Origin of the sequence: Streptomyces sp. WM6386 (assembly GCF_000972385.1) — a bacterium.
In the GTDB taxonomy this organism is placed as follows: domain Bacteria; phylum Actinomycetota; class Actinomycetes; order Streptomycetales; family Streptomycetaceae; genus Streptomyces.
On record NZ_JXTE01000089.1, the window covers coordinates 1 to 26514 of the forward strand.

Annotated in this window: 27 protein-coding genes and 1 tRNA gene; 20 read left to right on the forward strand and 8 right to left on the reverse strand. The window is 70.5% G+C overall.

Going from position 1 to position 26514, the window contains the following annotated elements; translation table 11 throughout:
- Positions 1-712: 712 nt before the first annotated feature.
- From TN53_RS35990 to TN53_RS36005, 4 genes are read right to left on the reverse strand one after another with little or no spacing between them, the layout of a single operon-like run.
- Positions 713-2044 (reverse strand): O-antigen ligase family protein, encoded by a 1332-nt coding sequence (locus tag TN53_RS35990; protein WP_046263023.1) that lies wholly within the window; start codon positions 2042-2044, stop codon positions 713-715.
- Between the two features lie 2 nt (positions 2045-2046).
- The gene (locus TN53_RS35995; RefSeq protein ID WP_046263024.1) at positions 2047-3471 is read right to left on the reverse strand and encodes an exopolysaccharide biosynthesis polyprenyl glycosylphosphotransferase; all 1425 of its coding nucleotides are present in this window, start codon (positions 3469-3471) and stop codon (positions 2047-2049) included.
- Entirely contained in the window at positions 3468-4637 is a 1170-nt protein-coding gene (locus TN53_RS36000) for a glycosyltransferase (protein WP_046263025.1), read from the reverse strand. Before TN53_RS36000 ends, TN53_RS35995 begins: the two co-directional genes overlap by 4 nt.
- 51 nt (positions 4638-4688) lie before the next feature.
- Positions 4689-5777, reverse strand: a complete 1089-nt coding sequence (locus tag TN53_RS36005; protein WP_046263026.1) for a hypothetical protein — start codon at positions 5775-5777, stop codon at positions 4689-4691.
- 294 nt (positions 5778-6071) lie between these two features.
- Between TN53_RS36005 and TN53_RS36010 the strand changes: the two genes are divergently transcribed.
- The 8 genes from TN53_RS36010 to TN53_RS36045 all read left to right on the forward strand — a co-directional run bounded on the left by TN53_RS36010 (position 6072) and on the right by TN53_RS36045 (position 11113).
- Complete coding sequence (locus TN53_RS36010) at positions 6072-6311, forward strand: chaplin (protein ID WP_046263027.1); 240 nt, start codon at positions 6072-6074, stop codon at positions 6309-6311.
- A 242-nt stretch (positions 6312-6553) separates the two neighbouring features.
- Positions 6554-7282: a hypothetical protein gene (locus TN53_RS36015; RefSeq protein ID WP_046263028.1), complete on the forward strand. Its 729-nt coding sequence runs from the start codon at positions 6554-6556 to the stop codon at positions 7280-7282.
- Between the two features lie 251 nt (positions 7283-7533).
- Positions 7534-7821, forward strand: coding sequence for a hypothetical protein (locus TN53_RS36020; protein ID WP_046263029.1), 288 nt, complete (start codon positions 7534-7536; stop codon positions 7819-7821).
- Between the two features lie 161 nt (positions 7822-7982).
- Entirely contained in the window at positions 7983-8480 is a 498-nt protein-coding gene (locus TN53_RS36025; RefSeq protein WP_046263030.1) for a DUF5949 family protein, read from the forward strand.
- On the forward strand, positions 8480-9064 hold the full coding sequence (locus TN53_RS36030) for a vitamin K epoxide reductase family protein (RefSeq protein ID WP_046263031.1): 585 nt from the start codon (positions 8480-8482) through the stop codon (positions 9062-9064). Before TN53_RS36025 ends, TN53_RS36030 begins: the two co-directional genes overlap by 1 nt.
- A 117-nt stretch (positions 9065-9181) precedes the next feature.
- On the forward strand, positions 9182-9697 hold the full coding sequence (locus TN53_RS36035; RefSeq protein ID WP_046263032.1) for a hypothetical protein: 516 nt from the start codon (positions 9182-9184) through the stop codon (positions 9695-9697).
- A gap of 104 nt (positions 9698-9801) precedes the next feature.
- The gene (locus tag TN53_RS36040; protein ID WP_046263033.1) at positions 9802-10263 is read left to right on the forward strand and encodes a tyrosinase family oxidase copper chaperone; all 462 of its coding nucleotides are present in this window, start codon (positions 9802-9804) and stop codon (positions 10261-10263) included.
- Positions 10247-11113, forward strand: coding sequence for a tyrosinase family protein (locus TN53_RS36045; RefSeq protein ID WP_046263034.1), 867 nt, complete (start codon positions 10247-10249; stop codon positions 11111-11113). The genes TN53_RS36040 and TN53_RS36045 overlap by 17 nt, the downstream gene beginning before the upstream one ends.
- A 79-nt stretch (positions 11114-11192) precedes the next feature.
- Here the strand turns inward: TN53_RS36045 and TN53_RS36050 are convergent, their stop codons facing one another.
- Positions 11193-11474 carry a chaplin gene (locus tag TN53_RS36050; RefSeq protein WP_046263035.1) on the reverse strand — a complete coding sequence of 94 codons (282 nt, stop codon included), beginning with the start codon at positions 11472-11474 and terminating at the stop codon, positions 11193-11195.
- A 193-nt stretch (positions 11475-11667) separates the two neighbouring features.
- Between TN53_RS36050 and TN53_RS36055 the strand changes: the two genes are divergently transcribed.
- Positions 11668-12198, forward strand: a complete 531-nt coding sequence (locus tag TN53_RS36055) for a DUF2087 domain-containing protein (protein ID WP_046263036.1) — start codon at positions 11668-11670, stop codon at positions 12196-12198.
- Positions 12199-12202: 4 nt separating this feature from the next.
- Here the strand turns inward: TN53_RS36055 and TN53_RS36060 are convergent, their stop codons facing one another.
- Complete coding sequence (locus TN53_RS36060) at positions 12203-13162, reverse strand: D-2-hydroxyacid dehydrogenase family protein (RefSeq protein ID WP_046263046.1); 960 nt, start codon at positions 13160-13162, stop codon at positions 12203-12205.
- A gap of 392 nt (positions 13163-13554) precedes the next feature.
- Here TN53_RS36060 and TN53_RS36065 point away from each other — a divergent pair, with 392 nt between their 5' ends.
- Positions 13555-14451: a hypothetical protein gene (locus TN53_RS36065; protein ID WP_234441783.1), complete on the forward strand. Its 897-nt coding sequence runs from the start codon at positions 13555-13557 to the stop codon at positions 14449-14451.
- Positions 14452-14463: 12 nt separating this feature from the next.
- Positions 14464-14925: a hypothetical protein gene (locus TN53_RS36070; protein WP_046263037.1), complete on the forward strand. Its 462-nt coding sequence runs from the start codon at positions 14464-14466 to the stop codon at positions 14923-14925.
- Positions 14926-15164: 239 nt separating this feature from the next.
- Here TN53_RS36070 and TN53_RS36075 read toward each other — a convergent pair.
- A tRNA-Arg gene (locus TN53_RS36075) sits at positions 15165-15240 on the reverse strand.
- A gap of 321 nt (positions 15241-15561) precedes the next feature.
- On the opposite strand from TN53_RS36075, the gene TN53_RS36080 reads away from it, so the two are divergent.
- The 9 genes from TN53_RS36080 to TN53_RS36120 all read left to right on the forward strand — a co-directional run bounded on the left by TN53_RS36080 (position 15562) and on the right by TN53_RS36120 (position 25416).
- Positions 15562-17169 (forward strand): dynamin family protein, encoded by a 1608-nt coding sequence (locus TN53_RS36080; protein ID WP_046263038.1) that lies wholly within the window; start codon positions 15562-15564, stop codon positions 17167-17169.
- Between the two features lie 3 nt (positions 17170-17172).
- Positions 17173-19065, forward strand: coding sequence for a YfjP family GTPase (locus TN53_RS36085; RefSeq protein WP_046263039.1), 1893 nt, complete (start codon positions 17173-17175; stop codon positions 19063-19065).
- 203 nt (positions 19066-19268) lie between these two features.
- Complete coding sequence (locus TN53_RS36090) at positions 19269-19727, forward strand: single-stranded DNA-binding protein (protein ID WP_046263040.1); 459 nt, start codon at positions 19269-19271, stop codon at positions 19725-19727.
- Positions 19728-19990: 263 nt separating this feature from the next.
- Positions 19991-21382, forward strand: a complete 1392-nt coding sequence (locus TN53_RS36095) for a Cys-Gln thioester bond-forming surface protein (RefSeq protein ID WP_046263041.1) — start codon at positions 19991-19993, stop codon at positions 21380-21382.
- Positions 21383-21548: 166 nt separating this feature from the next.
- Complete coding sequence (locus TN53_RS36100) at positions 21549-21755, forward strand: Imm32 family immunity protein (protein ID WP_052745373.1); 207 nt, start codon at positions 21549-21551, stop codon at positions 21753-21755.
- A gap of 91 nt (positions 21756-21846) precedes the next feature.
- The gene (locus tag TN53_RS36105) at positions 21847-22047 is read left to right on the forward strand and encodes a hypothetical protein (RefSeq protein WP_046263042.1); all 201 of its coding nucleotides are present in this window, start codon (positions 21847-21849) and stop codon (positions 22045-22047) included.
- Between the two features lie 619 nt (positions 22048-22666).
- A complete protein-coding gene (gene ettA, locus TN53_RS36110; RefSeq protein ID WP_095046915.1) occupies positions 22667-24331 on the forward strand; it encodes an energy-dependent translational throttle protein EttA in 1665 nt (554 codons plus the stop codon).
- A 6-nt stretch (positions 24332-24337) separates the two neighbouring features.
- Complete coding sequence (locus tag TN53_RS36115; protein WP_046263043.1) at positions 24338-24751, forward strand: acyl-CoA thioesterase; 414 nt, start codon at positions 24338-24340, stop codon at positions 24749-24751.
- Positions 24748-25416, forward strand: coding sequence for a hypothetical protein (locus tag TN53_RS36120; RefSeq protein ID WP_046263044.1), 669 nt, complete (start codon positions 24748-24750; stop codon positions 25414-25416). The genes TN53_RS36115 and TN53_RS36120 overlap by 4 nt, the downstream gene beginning before the upstream one ends.
- Positions 25417-25447: 31 nt before the next feature.
- Here TN53_RS36120 and TN53_RS36125 read toward each other — a convergent pair whose 3' ends face one another.
- Positions 25448-26410 carry an ABC transporter ATP-binding protein gene (locus TN53_RS36125; protein WP_046263045.1) on the reverse strand — a complete coding sequence of 321 codons (963 nt, stop codon included), beginning with the start codon at positions 26408-26410 and terminating at the stop codon, positions 25448-25450.
- Positions 26411-26514 lie beyond the last annotated feature (104 nt).

Here is a 26514-nt window from a genome sequence, read left to right on the forward strand (position 1 = left end):
CCGCCGAACCGACGGGCGGGGGGCGGGTCGTGCCGGTGGCCGGGTCCGAGGGGGCCGACAGGTCCGGCTCACCGGGGGGGGAGGGGAGTTCGGGAAGGGCGGGGGGTGCGGAAGGCGCGTGGGTGCCGGGAGTGCGCGGAAGCGTCCGGCGCGGGGGGAGCGGCCTGCGTACGGGATCGCGGGCGAGCTGGGGAGGCGCCGGAGACGCGGGGGCCCGCCGGGGTCTCGTCGCCGTTGAGGAGCTCCTCGGAGACCCCGGGCGCGACGAGCCCCTCGGTGCTCCCGGAAACAGTGGACTCCAGCGGCCCCCCGGAAGCCCCGGCCGGCTCCGCGCCCCGTCCGTTCGATGCCCCCGAGAAAACCCCGAAAGCCCACGTGCTCCGCGAGGCCAAGGGCCGTCCGGATGCTTCGGCGGGCTTCGTGTCCTGGCTGCCCGGGGTGTTCGTCGAAACTGCGGATGCCCGGGTGTTCCGATCGGCCCCGGCCTGCCCCGAAGCCTGGTCAGGCCGTGCGCCCCGTCCGTTCGGCGTGCCCGGCGAAGCTTCGGAAGCCCGTTGGCTCTGCGAGGTCAAGGGCCGTTCGGATGCGTCGGCGGGCTTCGTGTCCTGGCTGCCCGGGGTGTTCGGTGAAGCCGCGGATGCCCCGGTGGGCCTCGCGTTCCTTCCGGTCGGGAAGCCCGCCGCGTCCCCGGGAGCCCGGGGCGGCGTCACCGTCATCGGGTTGCCGCCTCCTCGGCGCGGGCGGGTGCCGGAGTCGGGGTCGCCGTGGGCCGCTGCGGGTCGTGGCCGATCAGGGCCCACCAGGCCGCCAGGCCGAAACACACGGCTGTCAGTACCGTCGAGGGTCCGCCGATGTCGGCGTACGCGAAGTCGGTGAGCTGCCAGACCAGGAGGCCGCAGGCGACCAGGCCGCAGTCGAGCCCCGGACCGGACCGGCGTACCCGCGCCAGCCCCCGTAGCCCGCACACCAGCAGGGCCAGCCAGCCGCCCGCGAGGGCGAGGAGGCCGATGAGGCCCTGCTCGGAGAGGATCAGGAGGTACATGTTGTGCGGGGAGAGCAGCGGCTGCTTGCGGAAGGCCGCGCCCGCGCCCTCGGTGTCGCTGCCGGCGGACAGCGCCAGCGAGGCGTGCGCGTCCCGGTGTTCGGGGAAGCCCTTCAACCCCACGCCGGTCAAAGGCTGTTCACGCCACATGCCGACCGCCGCCGCCCACATGGTGTACCGGTCGGTGACGGACTGGTCGGGCGCGTCGGTGACCTGCGTGATGCTGCTGATCCGCTCCTGGAGCATCGCCGAACCGACCCCGGAACCGCCCACCAGGATCACGCCCAGGGCCATCATCACGGCCCCCACCCTCAGCGCCCGCCGCAGCCCGGCCAGCATCAGCTGCACCGTGCACGTCACCGCCGTGGCGATCCACGCCCCGCGGCTGAAGGACAGGGCGAGCGGCACCAGCAGGGCCAGCGCACAGCAGGCGGCGACCGCCCGGTGCCGTACGGGAGTCCGCCCCAGCGCCAGCCCCACCGCGCACACCAGCCCGAAGCACACGACCGTCGCCATGCCCATCACGTCCTGCGCCCCGAAGGTGCCGACGGCACGGATCTCCTGGCCCTGGTACGAGGCACCGGTCCCGGTCAGGTACTGGTGCACCCCGATCGCCCCCTGCCACAGGGCGAGCCCCACGAAGGACCAGGCCAGGACGCGGAAGTCGCCCCGGCCCCGGATCAGCAGCAGTACCGCGGCCGGGACGAGGACGAAGATCTGCAGATAGCGGCCCATGCCGGTGATCCCGGCACCCGGCGAGGAGGCTCCCGCGGCGGCGATCGCCAGCCCGAGCACCGGCAGACCCAGCACCACGGCCGCCGTACGCGACAAGGGGCGCCGCCGATCCCGTACCAGGAGGATCCCGCAGTACAGCACCACCAGCGCCGAGACCGCGTCGGCGGGCCCCGCGCCCCCCTCGCCGCCCGGCCCGATCGGCAGCCCCAGCAGGGCGATCACCGCCACCACCGGGAGTACCGGCGCGCATCTGCGCACGTGGTCCATGCTCAACTCCCCGTCGGACGCACGAGAGCGGCAGCGGTGCGGGCCAGGATGCAGATGTCCTGCCACAGCGACCAGTTGTCGATGTACGCGTTGTCGAAGCGGGCCCGGTCCTCGATGGAGGTGTCGCCGCGCAGGCCGTGGATCTGGGCGAGACCGGTGATGCCGGTCTGCATACGGTGGCGGGCCGCGTACCCGGGGTACGTCTGGCTGAAGTTCGCGACGAAGTAAGGGCGTTCGGGCCTCGGGCCCACCAGGCTCATGTCGCCCCAGAAGACGTTCCAGAGTTGCAGCAGCTCGTCCAGGGACGTCCTGCGCAGGAAGCGGCAGAACCACGACATCTGGCGCTCGTTCGCCACGCTCCAGCGGGTCGCCGACTCGTGCTCGTCGACCGGGCGGTGGGTGCGGAACTTCAGCAGCGTGAAGGGGCGGCCGTCCTTGCCGATGCGTTCCTGGCGGAACACCACGCCGCGTCCGTCGGTCAGCCGCAGCACCACCGCGCACACCAGCAGCAGCGGGCTGACCAGCAGCAACAGGGTCCCGGCGACCAGCACGTCGAGCACCCGCTTGCCGAAGCTGCCGCGCCGGCGTCCCCCCATGTCGAGGCGCCGGCAGGCGAATCCGGCGAGCTGGTCGCGGGTGGCGTACGACGGGGAGTCCGCGTCGACCTCCCACACCGCGCAGCCCGACTCTGCCAACGCGCGCAGCAGCGGCCCCTGTTGGGAGCGTACGGACGGATGCACGACCAGCACGTCCCGTACGCCGTTCTGGATGAGCGCCCGCTCGACCTCCTCGCCGGTCGTCAGCACGGGCAGGCCCTCGCTGCCGTCCGGTGTCTCGGTGACGACGCCCACCGGGCGTACTCCGCAGCGCGGGTGGCGCAGGATGCCCGCGGCCACGCGCTGCGCGGTCGTCGCGGGGCCGATGACGAGGGCGGCGCGCGGGCGGTTCAGCAGGACCGTGCGGCGCCGCCAGTGCACGGCGCCGCGGGCCGCGCAGGCCGCCGCCGACTGGAGCAGGAAACCGAGGGCGAGCCTGTCGGCGGGCAGCGCGTGCTGCGGGGCGTACGCGGCGACCAGCGCGCCGAGCACCGCCCAGGACACCGCGATCCGGCCGCAGACGGCGGGCAGTTCGTCCAGGACGCCCGGCACCGCGCGGGGCAGGTGCGGGCGCAGCAGCATCGACGCGGACACCAGCAGGGCCGCGAGCAGCGGATGGTGTGCGGTCCCGGTGAGCGCGAGGGCGCCGAGCAGCGCGGCGGCCAGGTCCGCGGCGAGCAGCGGCACCGGCGAGGCGGGCCGGGGCTGCGGACGGCGGTGCGGGAAACGGAAGCCGCCGGCGACGCCGCGCGACGGGATGACCGAGACGGGCGAGAATCCGTGATCCCGTGGCTGCCCGCCGGGCGAGGGGACGGTACTTTCGGCGGTCACGAGTGGATGGACTCCCTGTACTCGGTGGGCACGACGGGTCCCACGGCGCCGAGCAGCTCGCGGTACAGATCCGCCACCGCCTCGGTCGTGTGCCGCACGTCGTGCGTGGACAGGACGTGTTGGCGCCCCTGATGGCCGAGCGACTCGCACAGCAGGGGATCGAGGAGCAGCTCGGCGACGGCGGCGGAGAGCGGTGCCGGATTCCCCGGCGGTACGAGGCAGCGGGGTGCGAGACCGGGCGGCAGGCTCTCCCGGGCGCCGTCCACGTCGGACATCACGACCGGCCGGCCGCACGCCATCGCCTCCAGCGGGGCCAGCGCCATGCCCTCCCAGCGCGAGGGCAGGACGACCAGGTCGGCGGCCTGGTACCAGGGGACGGTGTCGCCGACGGCCCCGGCGAACAGCACCGAATCCGGTGCCCGCGCGGCGAGTCGGGCGCGGTCGGGGCCGTCGCCGACGAACACGAGCCGTGCCCGCGGCGCCCGCTCCCGCACCGCGTCCCACGCGTCGAGCAGGACGTCCTGCCCCTTCTGCCGGCACAGCCGCCCCACGCACACGACGAGCGGGGCCTGCGGATCGACGTCCGGCAGCAGTGACGCGCGTACGGTGCCCACGGCGGCGGGGTGGAAGCGGGCGGGATCGATGCCGTTGGGGATGACGCTCCACCGCCCGGCGATCCCGGCGCGTACGCCGGTCGTGCGCTCCGCGCCGCTCACGCACACCACCCGGGAGGCCCAACGCGCCCCCCACCGTTCCCACTTCAGTGCGAGTGCCGCGGTGGTTCCGCCGACCGCCTCGAACGACCAGGCGTGCGGCTGGAACACCGTCGGCACCCGTCCTCGCACCGCGAGCCGCCCTGCCAGACCGGCCTTCGCGCTGTGTGCGTGCACCAGTTCGGGCCGTACCTCTTCGATCACCTGAGCGAGGCGTCGTACCTCTCCGACGAGCGACGGTCCCGGCGACCGCGTCGCCCGCCACCGCCGTACGTCCGCCCCCAGCTCCCGCAGACCGTCGGCGAAGGCGCCGTCCGGACAGGCCACCGCGACCTGCAACCCGGCCGCGAGCTGGGCTCGCACCAGGTCCGTCACGACCCGGGCCACCCCGCCCTCCACGGGTTGTGTGAGGTGAAGGACCCGTGGCCGAGGGTCGGTTGCTGACTGGTGCATTGCGCGGTTTCCTCGCTCACGGATGGCACTCGGGACGGGCGGGAACGCGCCTCACTGCGCGTCGACAGCGACGAAAAGTGCGCCGGTCCACGCCGCGTCCCGCTGGGAAACGAGCCGGAAGGCCAGCTGGTCACCACCGGGTCGCAGAGCCGTGCCGAGATCGAACACGTCGGAGTCGTAACCGAGGGTGTTCGCATACGAGGGGACGCGCTGCGAGGGTGTCGATCCGGGCTCGGAGATCGTTGAATTCAGCACATCCGTACGGGGGTTGGCGGCGTCGGTCAGTGCCACGGGCGCCCTGCGGTCCGTCGCGCCGGTCGAAAGGGTGAGCGAGTCACCCGTACGGCCGCGGTCGCCGTCGTAGGCGACCAGTCCCGCCCGTCCGGAGGCGCCCTTCGGGAAGCTCAGCTTCCGGAATCGGACCTCCTGGGCCGACCCGAGCGTCTCGAAGCCGTCCCACAGGGCCAGATGGCGCAGCGGCTCCGCCGCCTTCTCGTACGCCACCACCAGCGTCCAGCCTCCCCATGAACCGGCCGCCGACCTCCCCATCGCCACATTGACCTGGGCGACGGTGTAGAGGCCCGAACCGCTTTCCCGGACCAGCTTCGTGACGTCCGCCGAGGCCTGGAAGGCGTCCGCGCCCTGGGCCACCCGATGACCGACCAGGGTGTCCGCGAGGACCTCCTTGTACTGGCCGCCGGGCTCGGCGATCAGCACCCGGCCGTTGTCCTTCGGCGGCTTCTGCTCGCCGACGCGGAGATTGCCGCCCCAGTACAGCCGCGCGTACGTGGCCCGGGCGCCCTCGGGCAGCCGGACCTCCGCGCGGGAGGAGTTGTAGGTGTTCGGGTCGGTGTCGACGTCGACGTAGAACATGTCGAGGTCGCCGTTGACCGCCGTTCTGCCGTCCCGGACGGCGGGGCAGGAGGGCTGGGCCGTGCCCGCCCGGCAGCTGATGGAGGCGTTGGCCGCGCGGACCATCCCGCCGTGCTGGAGTGCGCGGAACCGCTCGGCGAACGGCAGCCGCCCGGCCTCGGGGGAGGGCGGGGCGGCCGCGAGGGCGCCGGCGGGGGCCCAGATCGTGGCGAGGGCGAGGGCTCCTACCGTCGCACGGCGCAGCAACGGTCGCAGGGAATGGCGCATGACCGGGTGGACCTTCCGGGAAAAGGTGCGGGGTCGGGAGGTGGCACGCCCGGGTCGTGGTGCCAGGGCGTCATGAGTGCGATTTGCTGGCTACAGGGGTGCGTCAAGAGGTCCGCAACTCTAGCTGCTATCCGTATTAATCCGGCGAAACCGGGCAAGTGTGTCGGATTGGTGAAGTCGGCCTCTCGTGAGATCACCCCATTGGCGGCGCAACCCGCGCGAGCCCCGCGCGTTGACACAGCGCCGGGCATCCCCGCCCGGGTGTTTTGTGTCAACCCCAAGGAGCACCTCTCCATGTCGCGTATCGCGAAGGGCCTGGTCCTTACCTCCGCCGCCGTCGCGGCCGTCGCCGGCGGTGCCGGCATCGCCGCCGCCGACAGTGGCGCGAACGGCGTGGCCGCCCACTCCCCGGGCGTGCTGTCGGGCAACGTCGTCCAGGTTCCGGTCCACATTCCGGTCAACGTCTGCGGCAACACCGTGAACGTCATCGGTCTGCTGAACCCCGCCTTCGGCAACACCTGCGTCAACGACTGACGTCCGCGCGCATCACCCTTTGCCGGCCGCCCTCCCGTGGTTCCCCCACGGGAGGGCGGCCGGTTTGCGTTGCCCCGAATGGGGGGTGGGGGCCGCGACACGGTGAGCGGGGCTTGACATGCCGTCTCACCAGGGAGGACGCCCGGGGTTGGTGATGACGGTGCGGGTCCGTTCGGTTGCAGAGCGCGGTGAGCGCTTTCACGGTGGGCACAAGATCCGCCCCACATCGAAAGGGATCCTCCATGCGTGCTCAGTCCGCACGACGTCTCGCGTCTGCCGCCGTCACCGCCACCCTCCTGATCGGGATCACCGCACCAGCCGCGGTTGCCGTCGACAACGAGTCGAAGCGCGAGCGCATCGAGGAGACGGCGAAGGCGCCTCTCCCCGGCGTGGACGGGCTCCTCGCGCAGGTCCAGACCCTGGGCAACCTCGGAAGCGTGCTCGCCCCGGTCACCGACGTGCTGAACGCCGTGCTCAAGGCCGACGACGGCCAGGTCTCCCCCGAGCAGGCGACGCAGCTCCTGGACGCGGTCAAGGCCGCCATCGCCAAGGTCACCGCAGCGGCCCCCGTGCCGGTGCCGCTGCCGACCGACCCGCCGGCCACCACCACGCCGACGACTCCACCGGCCACGACCACGCCGACCGACGCCCTGCCCCTGCCCGTGCCGGCGCTCCCGCTGCCCGCGGACAAGAGCGGCGACGACTCCAAGGCACCGTCCGCGGACTCCGAGGCGCCCTCCGCGGACGCGGTCGGCGACGCGCTCGCCGCCCTGCAGACGGCGGTCAGTGACCTGCTCGCCGCGGCCACCTCCGGCGACCCCACCAAGGTGGTCCCGGCCGCCACGAAGGTGGTGAGCGCTCTCCTCAACGCCATCCTCGCGCTGCTGCTGGGCGGCGGACTCCCGCTGCCGCTCCCGGTGGACCTGCCGGTACCGGTGCCGACCCTGCCGCTTCCGCTGCCCGCCTCCTGACCCCGCCGGTGCCCTCCTGAGACCAGGGCGGCGCCTGAGGCGAAGCAGTCGTCACCCCAGCCGTTGTGCCGGTCGGTCAGACCGGCACAACGGCTGTTCTGTTTTCCTATTGCTTTTTCATAGCCCCCGGGAATCCCAACGGGTGGGTTGCAGAAATCTTCTGCGTACGGAGTTTCCGGGCCGGTCGGGGATCGTTAGGCACGGCGTCAGAATTCTCTCTGGTGACGTGAGTTGCCGAAGAAAGGAACACGATGAAGTCCCTGAAGGCTGCCGCTGTTGTTGCCGGTACCGTGGCCCTCGCCGGCGTTGCCGCGCCCGCGTTCGCCCACAGCGCCGCCGACGTCACGCCCACCAGCCTCACCGGCGCCGTGAACACGCTCACCAGTGGTCAGCTCGCCCCCGCCGACGTGATGCCGCTGCAGCACCAGTCGAACGCGCTCGACACCGAGAACAAGGACTCCGTGCTCAACACCGTGAAGGGCGCGACCGCCACGCTGAACAACAGCGGTCTGATCGGCGGCCTTCCGCTGGGCGGCTGACGTATCACTCTTGCCGAAAGGACCGATTCCGAGGCGTATGGAATCGGTCCTTCGCGCTGTTCGAGGGCGCGTCCCTCGTTCGTGTGGACCGTGTGCGGGGCATCGCCCGGTCGGGTGAGAACGGGCCCGGCGGGGTTCCGGCCCGTCGATATGGTCGCGCGGTGACCTCAACCCAAAGCGAAACCCGCCCCTTCAACGCCGCCGACCTGGGCACGCTCGTCGTCATGGCCTGGAGCGGCGATGCCCCCGACGGCCACATGCCCTACCTCCTCGCCTACACCCTCGGGGACGCCGCGGCCGGACCGGAGGCCTCCACGGCCGCCGTCGAAGCGCTGCTGGAGAACAACGACCTGCCCGTCGGCGGCGACCTCGTCGACGGCAACGCCCGGTCGGGCCTGCCGGTCAGCCTGCTCGTCGAGGCCGGCACGGCCGTCGTCAACATGCCCGGCTTCAACGCCCAGTGCGCCCCGCCGGCCGAGTGGCTGGAGGCGGTGGCCGAGCGCGGCTTCGCCTACTTCGTGTTCACCACCCGCCCGTGGCCCGAGGCCAAGCCGGGCCTCCCCATCGAGCCCGAGGCGCTGGCCGACTTCGCGGGCGCCGACGACACCCTGAACGCGGCCGCGCACATCGTCCTCCCGGCCCGCAGCCTGCGCGGCTGATGACGCGGACCGCGGGCGGCAGTCGCGCGTTCGCCGTACTGCTGGTGATCACGGGGGCCGCCGGACTGCTGGCCTCCTGGGTCATCACCATCGACAAGTTCAAGCTGCTCGAGGACCCGGACTTCACCCCGGGCTGCAGCCTGAACCCCGTGGTGTCCTGCGGCAGCGTCATGCAGAGCGACCAGGCCTCGGCCTTCGGGTTCCCCAACCCGATGCTGGGCCTGGTCGCCTACGGCATCGTCATCGGTGTCGGCATGAGCCTGCTGGCCGGTGCGCGCTTCCCCGCCTGGTACTGGCTCACCTTCGACGCGGGCTGTCTCTTCGGCGTCGGATTCGTGTCGTGGCTGCAGTTCGAGTCGCTCTACCGGATCAACGCCCTGTGCCTGTGGTGCTGCCTGGCGTGGGTCGCCACCGTTCTCCTGTTCTGGTACGTGACGTCGTTCGCCGTACGGAACCGATTCCTGCCCGCACCCGGCTGGTTGAGATCCTTCTTCGGTGAATTCACCTGGGTCGTCGCGGTGTTGCACCTCGGAATCGTCGGAATGCTGATCCTGACCCGTTGGTGGGACTTCTGGACGAGCTGACAATTCAGCGGTCGTACTACTGCGGCAGTCGGGCGAATCTTGCACTGGTGCATGTTCCAGGATCGTTATGCGGTACGGACGTTGAGCCACAGAATCCGGAAAGGGACCGTACCTGAGATGAAGTCGACCACCCGAGGAACCATTGCCGCCGTCATCACGGGCGTCGCGGCCGCGATGGGTGCCGCCGCGACTCCCGCCGCGGCGGTGGACACGGTCCCCGTCCCGGTGCCGCTGGACGGGATCGAGAAGTCCCTCAACGTGGAGCTGCCCAAGGTCGGCGGCGAGATCCCGCTGCCGATGCCGGGCGCGCCCGAGGGCCCGCAGTACGTCGAGGGGCGGCTCCTTCCCGAGCGGGTGATCCCGCAGCTGCCGGTCAGCGGCGGGCTGCCCGGCGTGGGTCTGCGCGCGCCCCTGCCGCACCTTCTCGGCGACGACTTCGACCACGTCGGCGTCGGCACCCAGGCCTCCGACCTGCGCACGCTGGCCCCGGGCCTGTCCCTGGACGCCCCGCTGACCGCGCCGAACGCCGACAACTTCGGCCTGCCGGAGCCGAAGCTGCCGCAGGTGGGTGTCCTCACGCCGGTCCTGCAGACCGTGCCGGCCGCGAACCTGATGATGGGCCCCGGACTGTAAGGGCCTCTCGCTCCCAGGAGCCCGCTCGGACCATCGGACGGTGACCGGGCGGGCTCCTTCGCGGTTACCGCTACGGATCAACCGAACCGGACGAGGAGCACACGATGGTCGTCAGTGTCGGCGCAGTGGCGGTGGGGGCGGAGCCCGGGGCGAAGAGCCAGGCCAGACCGGGCCCGGCCCGGGGTGGTCGGCGGGACGTGCTGCGAGGCCTGCTCACCGCGGTCGGCGCCCTCGTGCTCGCCCCGGTCGTCGCGGCCTCCCGGCCGCTGCAGAAGGGGGACGACCCCGGCGGGCTCGGCTTCGAGGAGACGTACCGAGGCCGTCGTATCCGCGGCGTCAAGACCTCCGCGGGCCGCACCTCCGGCGCCGCCCAGTGGCACGTCACCATTGACGGCCGGACCCTGCATCTGATGCCCCGGGCCGACGGCACCTGGATGAGCATGGTCGACCACTACCGGTCCTACGACACACCCCTCGACACGGCCCGCGTCGCCGTCGACGAGCTGGGGCCGGGGCAGCAACTGCGCGAGACACACATGGGGGGACACCATGGCGTACGTCCGTAAGGACGCGAGCACGCTCACCAGCGCCGAGAAGCGGCGGTTCGTGAAGGCGATGCTGGAGGTCAAACGGCGGGGCGAGTACGACGAGTTCGTGCGGATGCACATCGACTTCTACGTCGGCGACGGCGAGGGCGGACTGCGTACGGCCCATATGACGCCGTCCTTCCTGCCCTGGCACCGGCGCTTCCTGCTGGACCTGGAGCGGGCGCTGCGCCGGGTGGACCCGTCGGTGACCGTGCCGTACTGGGACTGGACCAAGGACCGCGGGGCGGGGTCGGCGCCCTGGACCAAGGACCTGCTGGGCGGCACCGGGCGGTCGTCGGACCGGCAGGTGATGACCGGGCCGTTCGCCTACGCGGGCGGCAACTGGACCATCAGGGAGGGTGTGACCGACGAGGAGTACCTCACCCGGGACCTGGGACGCGTCCGCGACCCGATCGCGCTGCCTACCAAGGGCGATCTGGAGGCGGCCCTCGACGACCCGGTCTACGACGTCTCGCCCTGGGACTCGACGACCACGAAGGGATTCCGCAACCGGCTGGAGGGGTGGGGGAGCGGGCGGGGCCAGGCCGCCTGGCGCAACCACAACCGTGTGCACCGCTGGGTCGGCGGCGCCATGGTCGGTGGCGCGTCCGTCAACGACCCGGTCTTCTGGATGCACCATGCCTTCGTCGACCTGCAGTGGTACCGCTGGCAGCGGCGGCACCCGGGCGCCCGCTACCTGCCGGCGAAGCCGCCGGCCGCCGGGAGCGCCCAGTACCGGAGGATCGTCGCGCGGCACGAGAAGATGCCACCGTGGGATGTGACGCCGGATTCGCTGGAGGACGTCAGCGCGATCTATCGGTACGCCTGACGCGGCGCGGCCGACGAGATGGGTACGCGGAAGGGCCCCGGCGCTCGGAGTGCCGGGGCCCTTCCGGGTTGACGAGGCGTCAGCCGCCGTAGCCACCGCGGTCGTGGTCGTCGTGGCCGTCGCTGACGTTGGCGCAGGCGTTGCCGAACGCCGGGTTCAGCAGGGCGATGATGTTGACGGTGTTGCCGCACACGTTGACCGGGACGTGGACCGGGACCTGGACGACATTGCCGGACCCGACGCCGGGCGAGTGGGCGGCCTCACCATGGGCGCCCGCGTCCGCCATGGCCATACCGGCGCTGCCGAGCGCCACGGCACCGGCGCCGAGGGCGACACCGGCAGCCTTCGCGATGCGAGACATCACGTTCTCCTTATTGAATCGGTGAGCGCGGCAGCTGGACTCGCCGCCGCACTTCCCGTTCAACGCCGCCGCTGACGGCTGGTAACGGCGATCATGTGCGGATCACCCTTTTTGAAGAGCGGGTGCGCCGCCCGGCATCGAGGGGGCGGGAAAATCCTTAGCTCCTGCGAGGGTCCTCAACTAGCCTCCCGGCATGGCTACCGACCGACTCATGCGTCTGTTCACCGACGAGACCCGGGTACGCGCTTTCGCGGCGGTGGCCCTGGGCGCGGAGACCTCGGAGGAGGTTGCGCGGGCGGCCGGTCTGTCCGCCAAGGACGCGGCCCTGGCGCTGCTGAAGCTGCGGGAGCAGGGTGTGGTGACCGCCGGGGACGGCGGTGAACTGCGCGTCGCCCACGAGGTGTTCCGGGAGGCCGCGCGTGTGGAGCGGTCGCAGGAGGTACCCGAGAACCCCGGCTCCCGTGACGAGCGCACCTTGCAGACCTTCGTCCGTGAGGGGCGGCTGGTCCGGCTGCCTGCGCAGTGGACCCGTAAGAAGCTCGTGCTGCAATACATCGCCGAACACGCCTTCGAGCCGGGCGTCGAGTACCCCGAACGGGCCGTCAACGAGAAGCTCCAGGGCTGGTGCGAGGACGGCGACGTCGACCATGTGACGCTCCGGCGCTATCTGGTGGACCTGCACCATCTGGAGCGGAGCAAGGGAATCTACCGGCGGGCGGCCTGAGCCCTCAGGGCAGCAGCCGCACGGGTGAGCCCGCGAGGTACGCCTGGATGTCCTCGACGGCCTGGCCGTAGTACGTCCGGTAGTTGGCCTGCGACACATAGCCCAGATGGGGTGTGGCGAGCAGCCGCGGGGCCGTGCGCATCGGGTGGTCGGCGGGCAGGGGCTCGAGGTCGAAGACGTCGATGCCGGCTCCGGCGATACGGCCCGCGCGGAGCGCGGCGAGGAGGGCGTCCTGGTCGACGATCGCCGCGCGTGAGGTGTTGACGAGGTACGCCGTCGGCTTGAGGAGGGCGAGTTCGGCGGGGCCGAGCAGACCGCGGGTGCGGTCGCTCAGGGCGAGGTGGACGGAGACGAAGTCGCCGTCGCGCAGGAGGTCCTCTTTGGAGGGGGCGAGTTCGACGCCCACCTCGTCGGCGTACTCCTTGGTGAGGTTCTGGCTCCACGCGCTGACGTGCATGCCGAACGCGAGGCCGATCTGCGCCACCCGGCTGCCGATCTTGCCGAGTCCGAGGAGGCCGAGCCGGCGGCCGTGCAGGTCGGCGCCGACCGTGGACTGCCAGGGGCCGCCTGCGCGCAGGGCGTTGTTCTCCTCGACGATCCCGCGGGCCAGGCCGAGCAGCAGCGCCCAGGTGAGTTCGACGGGCGGGGTGGAGGAGCTGGCCGTACCGCACACGGTGACGCCGTGCGCCTCGGCGGCGGCGTAGTCGATGACGCTGTTGCGCATCCCGGAGGCGACGAGCAGCTTCAGCCGGGGCAGACGGGTGATGAGGGAGCCGGGGAAGGGCACCCGCTCGCGCAGGGTGACCACGATGTCGAACCCGGCGAGTGCCTCCGCGAGCGTGTCCTCGTCGTCGATGTGGGTGTCGAAGCCGACGACCTCGACGTCGTCCGTCACCGGTGACCAGTCGGCGATCTCGGTCGCCACCCGCTGGAAGTCGTCGAGCACAGCACAACGCAGTCGCACGTCGGTCCTCTCACTGTCCTTCATGGCTCTGTCCTTCATGGCTCAGGAGATCGACTGTACGCCGCATACGGCAATGGGATTCGGCGTGCTCAGGGAAGCGGACGCGTGATTCCGAAGCCCGGGATGAAAGCGCTCTAGTTGGCCGAAGGTGCACAAATGGATCGCCCGCTCTCCGGGTCGGCCTTTACGCGTCGGGCACAGGCTGGTCATAAGGTCATGAGCATGATAATTTCACGACGCAGAACACCATAAAAGCCTCCGGCGGGCTGCTGTCGTGATTTCGCGCCGACCGGATGATGAAGATTTCCACTGGAGGCCGGATGCCGAGTACGCGTCAGCGTTCTCGCGTTCTGGGGCTCGGGTCGGGCGCATTGCTCTTTACGGCCATGGTCATGCTGGTTGGCTGTGGCGCCGGGAGCGAGGGCGAAGCCGTACCGAAGCGCACCAATACGCACGTTCCACGACTGACCAACGCTAATAGCCGGGAAATGCCGCTGGATGAGTACCTATTGAATCCCGCGCAGACGGAGTCGGTTTTCTCGGCCTACTCGACGAGTGTGGCGAGCTGTATGCGCGAGTATGGATTCACCTATCGCATGTCCAGTTCTTCCTACTCCGGTATCGGGGCGGATGCGCCGAAGACTCGTGTGGACGGTCGCTTCGGGTTCCAGAGCATGACTCATGCGAAGGAATGGGGCTATCACCCCGACGGCGGTTTCCCGGACAGTGCGCAGCAGTCGACCGGTTCACAGCCGGATGCCGAGAAATGGTTCGCTCTGACCGGCACTCGCGACCTGAGTGAGGATTCCGGTCCTGGCGGAACCGCACGAGATGGTCGTGAGGTGCGCGTCCACGGCTGTGTGGGCGATGCGTTGCTGGAGATCACGGGATCTCGCGACGGAGTCGTCGGGGATGCCGAAGCCGCGACCGACCTCAAGTTCAAGACCCTCGTGGAGGGCCAGAAAGATGCCCGGACGCTTGACGTGTTCGAGCTCTGGTCACGCTGCATGAAGGAGCACGAGTACTCCTATGAAAGCCCGCTGGATGCTTTGGGTGATGCGCGGTGGGCAAAGTCGAAGCTGCCGACCGATGCGGAAATCCGGACGGCTGTGGCTGATCAGGAGTGCCGAAGTCGACACAATGTCGTAGGTGTCTGGTTCGCCGCTGACTTCGAGCATCAGGAGCTGGCCGTCAAAGCCAATCAGGGCACGCTCCTGGACGTGAAGAAGCAGCTGACTCATCAGGTGCGAGCGGCCGAGCGGATTCTCAAGAAGTCGAAGACCAAGTGAAAGGCCGGCGAAATGAACAGAAAACTGCTGAGTATCGCTGCGGTATCGCTGAGTATCTTTGGGGTGAACGCCGCATCGATGGGTGCGGCGCAAGCCCAGGTGCCGACAGCCTGCACGGTGGGGGTCAATTGCCCGCCCTACAGTTGTGAGACGGGCGAGGCGTGCCTGTACTACAACTCGATCGAGAACGGGCTGAACGGAATATTCAAGCAGCACGGAGACATCGCGGACTACAGATACTCCGCGACCGGACAGGCTCTGGCCTTTCAGATCTCCAACTACGGCGGGGAAGGGGCCAACCAGCCTGTGAAGAACAACGCCGCCGCGGTGTGGAATCGTAGCGACCACCGTTTCGGCGTCTTCTACAACAGCTCCTACAACTGCTCGGTCGCCTGCCAGTCCATCCCCTCGCTCGTGCGGGTAAATCTGAATTCTTCCCTGAAGAACAACAACGCGTCCGGGTACTACTACTAGGCGTCCCGCCCGAGGGGGCCACGGTCCTGGCGCTCGGAGGCCTGCTCGCGCCGGAGCGCCCCGCGCTGTCGGCGGCCTGCGCACGGTGTATTTCCGGGCAACTTCCGGACCCCGGACAGCGCGTCCTGGCTGTGCCGGTTTCTCCCCGCGATCACCGGGGGAGGGGCCGGCGCTCGTCTGTGTGGGGCTGTACAGGCTCTGACCAGCAAAAAAGCCCTCCCGGAGGAGAGCAGAACTGGTGGCGCCCCCGGCAGGACTCGAACCTGCGGCCAAGCGCTTAGAAGGCGCCTGCTCTATCCACTGAGCTACGGGGGCCGGTGTGGTGGCCTCGTACCTGGTGCCCGGGTGTGGGCTGATCCGTGACGTTGCCGGGGACAAGGATAGGGCTCCCGGATCCTTGTCCCTGCTGCTTCGCCTCCGTGGCTCAATGTGGAGGTTCGGTGAAGCGGTCCTGATAATCGCAGGCAGGTACGAATCGTGCATCGCTTTTGGCGTCTCACGCCCCGGGTGTTGTGCACTCGTTATGCCTGGACTGTGCCGTTGTCCCAGTCGCCCCTTCCGTCCCCTTGTGTTCTATCGGCGCGCAGACATGGTCATATGCTTCAGAAATCACCTAAAATTGGGCATTCTTCACATGTGGTGACCTTGGACGTACGGCCTCAGCTGCTCGACGCACTCTCCGCCCTGCGCGACCGTGTCGCCGCCGCACGCTTCCCGCTACCCCTTGCGGGGGCTCCACGCGCGCGTGCCAACCGCGACGAACTGCTCGCCCAGCTCGACGACTACTTGGTGCCCCGGTTGAGGGAACCCGAAGCGCCCTTGCTGGCCGTTGTGGGGGGTTCGACGGGTGCCGGCAAGTCGACCCTCGTCAACTCCCTTGTGGGCCGACGGGTCAGCGAGGCGGGCGTACTGCGGCCGACCACGCGGACACCCGTGCTGGTGTGCCACCCGGAGGACCATCACTGGTTCAGCGGAATGCGCGTACTGCCCGACCTCACGCGGGTGTGGGTGCCGCACCAGGACGTGAGCGACGAACTCCTGCTGCCCGGCGAGGATCCCGCGCGCGTCCTGCGCGTCGAGACCGCCGACACCCTCCCGCCCGGCCTCGCCCTCCTCGACGCACCCGACGTCGACTCCCTCGTCGCCGACAACCGCACCCTGGCCGCCGAACTCATCTGCGCGGCCGACATCTGGGTCATGGTCACCACGGCGGCCCGGTACGCCGACGCCGTGCCCTGGCATCTGCTGCGTACCGCCAAGGAGTACAACGCCGCCCTCGTCACCGTCCTCGACCGGGTGCCGCACCAGGTCGTCTCCGAGGTCTCCCGCCAGTACGGGGCGCTGCTCACCAAGGCCGGGCTCGGCGAGGTACCGCGATTCACCGTGCCCGAGCTCCCCGAGTCGGCATGGGGCGGCGGACTGCTGCCGGCCACCGCCGTCGCACCGCTCAGGACCTGGCTCGTCCACCAGGCCCAGGACCCGGCCGCCCGGCAGCACACCCTGGGCCGCACCGCCCACGGCGTCCTCGACTCGCTCAAGGCCCGGATGCCCGAGCTGGCCAGCGCCGCCGCCGCCCAGTACGCGGCCGCGCTGCGGCTCACCGCCGCCGTCGACGGAGCCTACGACAGCGAGCACACGCGCGTGCGAGGACGGCTGCAGGCGGGCGCCGTACTCGCCGGGGACGCGCTCAAGCGGTGGCGCGCGTTCCCGCTCGACTGCTCCGCCGGAGAGCTCCTCGACGCGCTCACGGAGAGCCTCGCCGCGCTCCTGCTGTGCGCTGTCAGCGCCGCCGACGAGCGCGTGGACGAGGCCTGGCGGCGCGAACCGGCCGCGGACGCCCCCGAGCTGACCGGCCGGGACCCGGCGCTGGAGAGCGCCGAACACCGGATCGGGATGGCCGTACGACGGTGGCGGCGCGAGCTCGAGGAGTTCGCCGAGGAGGAGGTGCGCGACCTCGACCGCAGCATCGCGCCCGACCCCGAGGTGATCGCCGCGCTCGTCGCCACCGCGCTGCTGGGCGGCCGCCGGGCGCGCTCCGCGGGCGAGGGGCTCGCCGAGCGGATCGGGGCGCACGGCGCGCTCAGGCTGCGCGACCGGGGCGGGCGGCTGCTCACCGAGCACCTGGACCGGGTGGTCCGGACGGAACGCGAGCGCCGGCTCGCACCGCTCGACGCCCTCGACGTACACCCCGAGCCCCAGGCCGAACTGATCGCCGCGCTGTCCGTACTGCAGAAGGAGAGGTGACCGGTGACCGCCGTCACTGACGAGGACCAGACCGATCACACGCAGGACGCCGTCTCCGAGGACGAGGACGGCAGGCCGGCGGAGAACGAGGCCGTGGAGAGCGGGGATGCCGTGGACCTTGCGGCGGACGAGCCCGAGGAGCCGGGCGACGAGCACGCGCGCGGGGAGGACCGTACGGACTCCTCGGACTCCTCGGACGCGTGGGACGACGGGCTGATCGCGCGGCGGGTCAGTGAGGCCGCCGCGGCGGAGCCCGTCACCGTGGTCGAGTCACGGGGCTCCGGTGCGCAGATCGCCGCGCCGCTCGCGTACGACGGACCGCTCCGGTCGCGGCTCGACGCACTGCGCGAACTGGTGGGGCTCTCCCGGACCCGGCTCGACAGCCGGACGCTCGCCGAGGCGGGCCGGGTGCTCGACGAGGCGGCGGCGCGGCGCAGGCTGTCCGGGCAGCACACCGTCGTCGCCATCGCGGGCGCGACGGGCAGCGGCAAGTCGCAGCTGTTCAACGCGCTGGCCGGGGTGACCATCTCGGAGACGGGCGTACGACGTCCGACCACCGCCGCGCCCATCGCGTGCAGCTGGAGCGACGGAGCGGCGAGCCTCATCGAGCGGCTCGGCATCCCGCCCCGGCTCAGGCGCCGCCCGGTGCAGAACGCCGAGATGGAGGCGCAGTTGCGCGGGCTCGTCCTGGTGGACCTGCCCGACCACGACTCCGCGGCCGTACAGCACCGCGAGCACGTGGACCGCATCCTCGACCTCGTCGACGCGGTCATCTGGGTCGTCGACCCCGAGAAGTACGCCGACGCGGTGCTGCACGAGCGGTATCTGCGGCCCATGGCGGGACACGCGGAGGTCATGTTCGTCGTCCTCAACCAGATCGACCGGCTGCCCGGGGAGGCCACCGAGCAGGTCCTCGACGACCTGCGGCGGCTGCTCGACGAGGACGGGATCGCGCTGGGCGAGTACGGCGAACCGGGCGCGACCGTGCTCGCGCTGTCCGCGCTCACCGGGGACGGCGTGGGGGAACTGCGCGAGACGCTCGGCCAGTTCGTGACCGAGCGGGGGGCGCCGGGGCGCCGGATCTCGGCCGACGTGGACGCCGCCGCGTGGCGGCTGCGGTCCGTGTACGCCACCGGGCGGCGGACCGGGCTGAGCGAGGAGGCGCGGGACGAGTTCGCCGTGCGGCTCGCGGACGCGGTCGGTGCGACGGCGGCCGGCGAGGCGGCCGAGCGGGCGTGGCTGCGCAACGCCAACCGCGCGTGCGGGACGCCTTGGCTACGGCTGTGGCGGTGGCACCAGGACCGGCTCGAACCGCCCACCGGGCGCCTCCCGTTGCGGGCTCAGGCCGACGAGGAGGCCACGGCTCGGCAGCGTGTCGAGCAGGCGGTGCGCATGGTGGCCGACCGGGCCTCGGCCGGGCTCGCGCCGCCGTGGGCGCAGGCGGTGCGGGAGGCTGCCGCGCGGGGCTCGCAGGGGTTGCCCGAGGCGCTGGACGAGCTGGCCGCGCGGGCCGGCCTGCCGCCGGGGCGGCCGCCGCGGCCGGGCTGGTGGCCGGCGGCCGTGTTCGCGCAGGCCTCCATGACACTTCTTCAAATCGTCGGCGGGCTGTGGCTGGTGGGTCAGATCGCCGGGTTCATGGCGCCGAACCTCGGCGTGCCGGTGCTGCTGATGGTGGTCGGGATCATCGGTGGGCCGCTCGTGGAGTGGAGCTGCCGGATGGCGGCGCGGGGGCCTGCGCGGCGGTACGGGATGGAGGCGGAACGGCGGCTCAGGGAGGCGGCGGCCGGGTGCGGACGGGCTCGGGTGCTGGATCCGGTGGCGGCGGAGTTGTTGCGGTACCGGGAGGTTCGGGAGCAGTACGGGAGGGTGTTGGGGGCGGAGGCCGGGGTGCGGTGATGTGGCCCTCGGGGGCCTTCTCGAGGGGCGTCGCTCGTTCGGGTGGCGGAGTTCTCCACAGGTGGGCCGGTGGTCCACAGCGCTCGGCGGGCTTGTGCCGGCGGAGGCAGTCTGGCTTCACGGCGATCGCGACGGATGCGGTCGGCGCAGCAGACGCAGCCGTACGGGACGGGCCCGTTCGGCGCATCCGGGAGGGGTTCGAGATGAACGAGACGATCGTCGGTGTGGTGGGGAACGTGGCGACGCAGCCGGTGTTCCGGGAGACGGAGAACGGTTCGTCGGCGCGGTTCCGGATGGCGGTGACCGCACGCTATCTGGACCGTGAGAAGAACGAGTGGAAGGACGGGCACACCAACTTCTTCACGGTGTGGGCCAATCGGCAGCTCGCCGCGAACGTGGCGACCTGTCTGTCGGTGGGAGAGCCCGTCATCGTGCACGGCCGGTTGAAGATCCGTACGGATGTGCACGACGGGAAGAACTGGACCTCGGCGGACATCGACGCCGTGGCGATCGGGCACGACATGGCGCGGGGCACCTCCATGTTCCGGCGCGAGCCGAAACCGGAGACCACCGGTGTGCCGTCCCGGCCCGAGCCGAACTGGGAGACGCCCGTCGACGACAGCGAGACTCAACGCGAGCCGGAGATCGCCGCGATGACCTGACGTCAGCCGACCGAACTGCGGCTTATCGGCGAATGCGCACCGAACGACCCGGTGGATTTGTCGATAAGCCCTGCTCACAGGCGATCTTGGCGATAACGATTCCGAGTCGGATCGGCCGCCCGAGTGCATCACCGGGAACCGTGGTGCGAGCACGTACCTAGGATGCCGGGCATAGCTCTAGAGGCTGCTGATTCTGCTGGTGGGACCGTTCCCCCCACGTCAACGGGTCCTGCTCGAAGGGGAATTCTGTGTTTTCTGCGTTGTTGTCCGCGTGCAGGCGAGGGGCGGTCCGCGGCGCCGCCGCGACGCTGGTGTCCGGGCTTGTCGTGGCCGGCGTGCTGACGGCCGGTGCCGGCACGGCCGCCGCCGCTGACGCGACGGCGCAGAACCAGAGTGGGGCGACCGCCACCATGGGGGGTCTGAAGACGTACGGCGCGGCCGTCATACACGACGACTCCGGGGACCTGGAGGTGTCGGCGGGCCTGTTCGAGATGTCCGTCGACGGCGGCGGCACCCTGCAGACGTACTGCGTCGACCTCCACAACCCCACGCAGCAGGACGCCAAGTACCACGAGACGCCCTGGAGCGGGACCTCGCTGGGCGTCAACAAGGACGCGGGCAGGATCCGCTGGATCCTGCAGAACTCCTACCCGCAGGTGAACGACCTCGCGGCGCTCGCCGCCAAGGCGGGTGTCGGCGGCGGTCTCACCGAGCAGGACGCGGCGGCCGGTACGCAGGTCGCCATCTGGCGCTACTCGGACGCCGCGGACGTCGACGCCGTCGACCCGCAGGCCGAGAAGCTCGCGGACTACCTCCACAAGAGCGCCCGCGACCTGGCGGAGCCCCGGGCGTCGCTGACCCTCGACCCCGCCGCGGTCTCCGGCCGCCCCGGCGGTCTGCTCGGCCCGGTGACGGTTCGTACCGACGCGGACAGCGTGACGGTGACACCGCCGGCGGACGCCGAGACGAGCGGGGTACGGATCGTGGGCAAGGACGGCAAGACGCTGACGTCGGCGAAGAGCGGCGCCGAGCTCTTCTTCGACGTGCCCGAGGACGCGGCGGCCGGCTCCGCCGAGCTGACCGTGCAGGCCTCCACCACCGTGCCGGTGGGCCGTGCCTTCGCCTCCGAGAGCCGGAGCCAGACGCAGATCCTGGCCGGCTCCAGCGAGTCGACGGTCTCGGCGACGGCGAGCGCGACGTGGGCGGACCAGGGCGCGATAACCGCGCTGTCCGCGGCGAAGAACTGCGCCGGGGGCGGAGTGGACGTCACCGCGACCAACGAGGGCGACGCGGCCTTCACCTTCGAGCTGCTGGGCGTCGAGCACAGCATCCCGGCGGGCGAGTCGCAGACGGTGACGATCCCGCTCCAGGAGGACCAGGCGTACGACTTCACCATCACGGGCCCCGGCGGCCTCGACAAGCGCTTCACCGGCGTCCTCGACTGCCAGACGCAGGGCGCCGAGACCGGGGACGCGGTCCAGACCCTCAGTGAGCCGAGCCCGATGACGGTGGGCGGCGCCTCCGCCACGAACCTGGCCGAGACCGGCAGCTCCAGCGCGACGCCGGTGATCGCGGGGACGGCCATCGCTCTGGTGGTGATCGGCGGGGCGGCACTGGTGCTCGTCCGCAAGAAGAAGACGCCGACGCAGGACTGAGCCGCGGTGTAGGTGTGACGGCCGGCCGTCACGTGCAGTCACGTCGGGTCACCGTCGTCGGTCGTGAAGCCCCAGGTCACGGCTGCCCGCCCATACGGGATGGGAGCTGGGGTGAGTGGGGTGGTGGGTTGAGATAGGAGTGTGAGGGCCGCTGTAGCGTGACGACATGGATGAACCTCGGATCAAGGTGTACGGCTCAGCCGCCGAAATCACCGTTGCGGGCAACGCTGCTGGGCTGCTGGACCTGGCCGAACGGCTCGTAGGTCTCGCCGACCCCGAGCTCCGGGACGGCTACCACGAGCACCTTGAGAGCGGCATCAACCTCGAAGACGGCTCGATCAGCCTGATCCTGGAACGCGATGACAAACTCTAGGACTCACCCGACCGATCTACCTGGTCAGGGGCCGCTCACGTGCGGTTGAGTTGCTTCGGGACGTAGGAGTCGCGTCGCTAAGGTGCGTCGTATGAGCGACGACGTTCCGGTCTGCCCCGAGTGCAGCCGGCCCATGAGGTCCGGTGGCCTCGTGCTCTCCCAGCGGGAGGACGATGGCCGGCGGGCCTGCCGGTCGCTGTGGAAGTGCGCAGACCGACACGTCTGGTGGCGCTGGGCCGACCGTCCGAACGCGCCGTGGGAGTTCTGCCCGGTGCCGCAGCTGTTCCGCTGACATCCAACGCTTGCATCTACGACCGCGGACGGCCACGACAGCCAGCACTCGGCAATGGCACCCGGGCACGAGCTGGACCGCAGCCACGCAGGGGCGGGATCGAGCTCCTGAACGGGTGTCGGACCTGCCTTCGGCGCCGGATGTACCAACCGGCCACCAGCACGATGAGGATGGCAACGACGAAGGCCCACACGGTCGTTGCGCCGTGGTACGAGCGGTAGGCGATCAGAGCAAGCATGTACAGGCGGATACCCCGGCCGTGTGGCTTGAGCCGACCCGCGTCGGCCGCCCCTGTGCCGAATGCGTGTCGAAGGCGCCGCACGTCCGCAGTCGTCAGCCGAAGAACGTTAGGTCAGAGAGCGTGCGCCGGTGATCTCGCCAAGCGCCTTCTAAGCGCTTGGCCTCGTCTGAGAGGCAGATCGCTGGGCCGTCCCTGGGCCGTCCGACGCCCCCGAGGTCACTCGACGACAACCGACAGTGACAGTCGATCTACAGCCGCCGACGACGAACCCCCAGGTCACAGCCCCCCAGCCAAACGGGTTACCACCCGAGGGTGGACGTCAGGCAAGATGGGGTGTATCTGCCCACTGCCAGATTTCAAGCTGCCGGACGGTTTCTCTTGGCTGAGTACATCTACACCATGCGCAAGACGCGCAAAGCGCACGGCGACAAGGTCATCCTTGACGACGTGACGCTGAGCTTCCTGCCCGGCGCGAAGATCGGTGTGGTCGGGCCGAACGGTGCCGGTAAGTCCACCGTTCTGAAGATCATGGCAGGGCTCGAGCAGCCCTCCAACGGTGACGCGTTCCTGTCGCCCGGCTTCAGCGTCGGCATCCTCATGCAGGAGCCGAAGCTCGACGAGTCCAAGACGGTCCTGGAGAACGTCCAGGACGGCGCCGCCGAGATCATGGGCAAGCTCACGCGCTTCAACGAGGTCGCCGAGCTCATGGCGACCGACTACTCGGACGCGCTCATGGACGAGATGGGCAAGCTCCAGGAGGACCTGGACCACGCCAACGCCTGGGACCTGGACGCACAGCTGGAGCAGGCCATGGAGGCGCTGGGCTGCCCGCCCGGCGACTGGCCGGTCACCACCCTCTCCGGTGGCGAGAAGCGCCGCGTCGCGCTCTGCAAGCTGCTGATCGAGGCCCCGGACCTGCTCCTCCTCGACGAGCCCACCAACCACCTCGACGCCGAGTCGGTGAACTGGCTGGAGCAGCACCTCTCGAAGTACGCGGGCGCTGTCGTCGCCGTCACTCACGACCGGTACTTCCTGAACAACGTCGCCGAGTGGATCCTCGAGCTCGACCGCGGTCGCGCGATCCCCTACGAGGGCAACTACTCCACGTACCTGGAGAAGAAGGCCACCCGCCTCAAGGTCGAGGGCCGCAAGGACGAGAAGCGCGCCAAGCGCCTCAAGGAAGAGCTGGAGTGGGTCCGCTCCAACGCCAAGGGCCGCCAGACCAAGTCCAAGGCCCGCCTTGCTCGTTACGAGGAAATGGCGGCCGAGGCCGAGAAGATGCGGAAGCTGGACTTCGAGGAGATCCAGATCCCGCCGGGCCCGCGGCTGGGCTCCATCGTCGTCGAGGTCAACAACCTCTCGAAGGCGTTCGGCGACAAGGTCCTGGTCGACGACCTCTCGTTCACGCTGCCGCGCAACGGCATCGTCGGCATCATCGGCCCGAACGGCGCGGGCAAGACCACGCTGTTCAAGATGATCCAGGGCCTTGAGCCCGCGGACTCCGGTTCGGTCAAGATCGGCGACACGGTCAAGATCAGCTACGTCGACCAGAGCCGCGCCAACATCGACCCCAAGAAGACCCTGTGGGCCGTGGTCTCGGACGAGCTGGACTACATCAACGTGGGCCAGGTCGAGATGCCGTCGCGGGCCTACGTCTCCGCCTTCGGCTTCAAGGGCCCGGACCAGCAGAAGCCGGCCGGCGTCCTGTCCGGTGGTGAGCGCAACCGTCTGAACCTGGCGCTCACGCTCAAGGAGGGCGGCAACCTGCTGCTCCTCGACGAGCCCACCAACGACCTCGACGTCGAGACCCTGTCCTCGCTGGAGAACGCTCTGCTCGAGTTCCCGGGCGCGGCTGTGGTCATCTCCCACGACCGCTGGTTCCTGGACCGGGTCGCGACCCACATCCTCGCGTACGAGGGTGAGTCCAAGTGGTACTGGTTCGAGGGCAACTTCGAGTCGTACGAGAAGAACAAGGTCGAGCGGCTGGGCGCCGAGGCCGCGCGTCCGCACCGCGCCACCTACAAGAAGCTGACCCGGGGCTGATCGATCTTGCGCCACATCTACCACTGCCCGCTGCGCTGGGCGGACATGGACGCGTACGGCCACGTCAACAACGTGGTCTTCCTCCGCTACCTGGAGGAAGCCCGTATCGACTTCCTGTTCCGCCCGGAGAAGGACTTCAAGCAGGGGTCCGTGGTGGCGCGCCATGAGATCGACTACAAGCGCCAGCTCGTCCACCGGCACACGCCCGTGGACATCGAGCTGTGGGTGACCGAGATAAGGGCGGCGTCCTTCACCATCTCCTACGAGGTGAAGGACGGCGCCGAGATCTACGTACGCGCCTCGACGGTCATCGTGCCGTTCGACTTCGAGACGCAGAGGCCGCGTCGGATCACCTCCGAGGAGCGGGAGTTCCTGGAGGAATACCGGGATGACGACGAGGAGGAGGCCGTCGCCGCATGACGGTGCTCCACCTAGCCGACGAGGGGGAGGCGGCGGATCTCGCGGCCTTCCTCTCCAGGCTGCTCCACTACGACCGTGGGGCCGCGGTGCGTCTGCAGGCGGCCGGTACCGCGCTCGCCGTCTTCGGGCGGCCGCCGTCCTTCGAGGTGCTGGCGATCCGCGCGGTGCGGCTGGCGAAGCCGTACGAGAACGGGCTGGACGCCACGCTCGATGTGACCGTGTCCGCCGGGGAGTTGCTCGAGTCCGTCGATGAGACGGGCGCGACGGCCGTCGTACCGGGGGCAGTCACCGGGCCGCCGTGGGCCGGGGTGCTGCCGCCCCGTGGCGGGTGGCGGCCGGTGCCGGGGTTGCCCGCGCCCGAGGCGCTGCGGGCGATGGTCGGTGCGGGGGTCGCCGAATTCCGGGACCGTACGGGGGAGTTGACGGCCGAGCAGCGTACGCGAGCCGAACTCGACCGGATCGGGCGGGAGATCTGGTCCCGGACGGTCGGGGACACGCATCTTCCGGTGCGGGCCGTGCACGCGGCGCAGTCGCTCGGGTTCCTGCGCGCCGCCGGGGAGTTGGCGTTGCTCTCCTCCGGTGCGTGGCTGCGGCTTCGTACGCCCTACGGGTCCATCGCCGTACGGCGGGCGGGACTTGGGGCGCTGGACGTCAGCGTGCGCTGAGCGTCGTAACCCTCGGACGGCGTCCTGACCCTCAGTCGCGGTCGCTGTCGTCCGGCCATACGCCGATGTGGTCCGTTTCCAGTTCCAGTGCCACTCGGTCGCGCATGCCCAGGGTCTCCGTGTACTCGGCGGGGAGCTGGAGGCGGCCGGCCCGGTCGAGCATGGCGTACTCGCGCGCCACGACCGTCTCGTGGCCCGTCGTCGCGTCCACCTCGCTGCGGCGCAGGACCTCCGTGGAGGTGCGGCCGTCCCGGATGGCCACCGTGCGGCGGACCTCGCTCGCCACCGCCTGGTCGTGGGTGACGATGACGACCGTCGTGCCGAGGTGTTCGTTGGCGGTGCGGAACGCGGCGAAGATCTGTTCCGCGGTGTGGGAGTCGAGTTCGCCGGTGGGTTCGTCGGCGAGCAGGACGGCGGGGGAGTTGGCGAGGGCCACGGCTATCGCCACGCGTTGCTGCTGGCCGCCGGACATCTGGTTCGGGTGGCGGTCCCGGCAGTCGGCTATACCCAGCAACTCCAGGAGTTCCAGAGCGCGTTCGGTCTGAGCCTTGCGGGCTTTGCGGGTGGTCCCGGTGGCCAGTTGCATCGGGAGGGTGATGTTCTGGGCGGCGGTCAGGTAGGGGAGAAGATTGCGGGCCGTCTGCTGCCACACGAAGCCGACCGTCCTGCGGCGGTAGGCGAGGCGGTCCTTCGGGGTCATCGCCAGGAGGTCGTGGTCGGCCACGCGGGCCGCGCCGGCGGTGGGGGTGTCGAGGCCGGCGAGGATGTTCATGAGGGTGGACTTGCCGCTGCCGGACGCGCCCACCAGGGCCATGAGTTCGCCGTCGCGGACGAGGAGGTCCAGGCCCTGCAGGGCCTGGACCTCTATGCCGTCAGTGGTGAAGACGCGGACCAGGCGGTCGCAGGTGATGAGGGCGTCGTGACCGTAGGTGGGGGCGTTGCGGGCCGTGGTGGCGCGGGTGGTCAGGTCCGCGAGGGTGGGGTTGGTGGTCACTGGGGGCTCCTCGGGTCGTCGGCCGGGGTGAGGCGGGGCGGGTTGTTCCGGCGGTTCATCTCGCATCCCCCGCCCTCAGCTCCCCCACCGACGGCACCATCACC

Bases quoted from the DNA above. Each gene is read 5' to 3' on its own strand.
- TN53_RS35990 (WP_046263023.1), bottom strand. From the start codon at position 2,044: ATGGACCACGTGCGCAGATGCGCGCCGGTACTCCCGGTGGTGGCGGTG.
- TN53_RS36000 (WP_046263025.1), bottom strand. From the start codon at position 4,637: ATGCACCAGTCAGCAACCGACCCTCGGCCACGGGTCCTTCACCTCACA.
- TN53_RS36005 (WP_046263026.1), bottom strand. From the start codon at position 5,777: ATGCGCCATTCCCTGCGACCGTTGCTGCGCCGTGCGACGGTAGGAGCC.
- TN53_RS36010 (WP_046263027.1), top strand. From the start codon at position 6,072: ATGTCGCGTATCGCGAAGGGCCTGGTCCTTACCTCCGCCGCCGTCGCG.
- TN53_RS36015 (WP_046263028.1), top strand. From the start codon at position 6,554: ATGCGTGCTCAGTCCGCACGACGTCTCGCGTCTGCCGCCGTCACCGCC.
- TN53_RS36020 (WP_046263029.1), top strand. From the start codon at position 7,534: ATGAAGTCCCTGAAGGCTGCCGCTGTTGTTGCCGGTACCGTGGCCCTC.
- TN53_RS36030 (WP_046263031.1), top strand. From the start codon at position 8,480: ATGACGCGGACCGCGGGCGGCAGTCGCGCGTTCGCCGTACTGCTGGTG.
- TN53_RS36035 (WP_046263032.1), top strand. From the start codon at position 9,182: ATGAAGTCGACCACCCGAGGAACCATTGCCGCCGTCATCACGGGCGTC.
- TN53_RS36040 (WP_046263033.1), top strand. From the start codon at position 9,802: ATGGTCGTCAGTGTCGGCGCAGTGGCGGTGGGGGCGGAGCCCGGGGCG.
- TN53_RS36045 (WP_046263034.1), top strand. From the start codon at position 10,247: ATGGCGTACGTCCGTAAGGACGCGAGCACGCTCACCAGCGCCGAGAAG.
- TN53_RS36050 (WP_046263035.1), bottom strand. From the start codon at position 11,474: ATGTCTCGCATCGCGAAGGCTGCCGGTGTCGCCCTCGGCGCCGGTGCC.
- TN53_RS36055 (WP_046263036.1), top strand. From the start codon at position 11,668: ATGGCTACCGACCGACTCATGCGTCTGTTCACCGACGAGACCCGGGTA.
- TN53_RS36065 (WP_234441783.1), top strand. From the start codon at position 13,555: ATGCTGGTTGGCTGTGGCGCCGGGAGCGAGGGCGAAGCCGTACCGAAG.
- TN53_RS36070 (WP_046263037.1), top strand. From the start codon at position 14,464: ATGAACAGAAAACTGCTGAGTATCGCTGCGGTATCGCTGAGTATCTTT.
- TN53_RS36090 (WP_046263040.1), top strand. From the start codon at position 19,269: ATGAACGAGACGATCGTCGGTGTGGTGGGGAACGTGGCGACGCAGCCG.
- TN53_RS36100 (WP_052745373.1), top strand. From the start codon at position 21,549: ATGGATGAACCTCGGATCAAGGTGTACGGCTCAGCCGCCGAAATCACC.
- TN53_RS36105 (WP_046263042.1), top strand. From the start codon at position 21,847: ATGAGCGACGACGTTCCGGTCTGCCCCGAGTGCAGCCGGCCCATGAGG.
- TN53_RS36120 (WP_046263044.1), top strand. From the start codon at position 24,748: ATGACGGTGCTCCACCTAGCCGACGAGGGGGAGGCGGCGGATCTCGCG.